This window comes from Sphingobium sp., assembly GCF_041987595.1.
GTDB lineage: Bacteria > Pseudomonadota > Alphaproteobacteria > Sphingomonadales > Sphingomonadaceae > Sphingobium.
In genome coordinates, this window is sequence record NZ_JBHIWJ010000219.1 from 1 (window position 1) to 679 (window position 679).

The window sequence follows — 679 nt, forward strand, 5'->3', positions numbered from 1 at the left end:
CGGCGGCATCAATGCGCAATCGGAGGCCCTATATGGACCCCGGATGCGGCCAAACCGCGCGAAAGTGCCCCGGAACCGGCGAATCGGGTCGCCTGGATTGAAATTCGGCCCATTCGGCCCAATTTAGGAGCCAACAGCAAGCATATGATATGGCGGCGTGCTAAGAGCCGCCATTCCAGACATGACGAGGGGATCCCGTGACGATCATCGACCAGGGTAACGGAGCGGCGGGCCCGGTTGCGGCCGACCTGATCAAGGACACCACCACCCAAGCCTTCGTGAAGGACGTGATCGAGGAATCGAAGCGCCAGCCGGTGCTGATCGATTTCTGGGCGGAGTGGTGCGGCCCCTGCAAGCAGCTCACCCCCGTGCTGGAAAAGGCGGTGAAGGCGGCCAAGGGCAAGGTCAAGCTGGTCAAGATGAACATCGACCACCATCCGGCGATCCCGGGCCAGATGGGCATCCAGTCGATCCCCGCCGTGATCGCCTTCGTCAACGGCCAGCCGGCCGACGGCTTCATGGGTGCGGTGCCGGAGAGCCAGGTCAATGCCTTCATCGAGCGGCTGACCAAGGGCGTCACCGCGCCGGGCGAGGTCAACGTCGCCGAGATCGTGCAGGAGGCCGAAGCGGTGCTCGCCGAGGGCGACGCGGCGGCAGCGGCGCAGATCTATGCCGAGGC

1 protein-coding gene is annotated in these 679 nt (G+C 64.9%); it reads left to right on the forward strand.

Features of this window, described 5'->3' with window-relative positions:
• Positions 1-197: 197 nt before the first annotated feature.
• Positions 198-679: thioredoxin (trxA, locus tag ACFC3J_RS22840; RefSeq protein WP_375198192.1), on the forward strand; the 482-nt coding region annotated here is incomplete at its 3' end.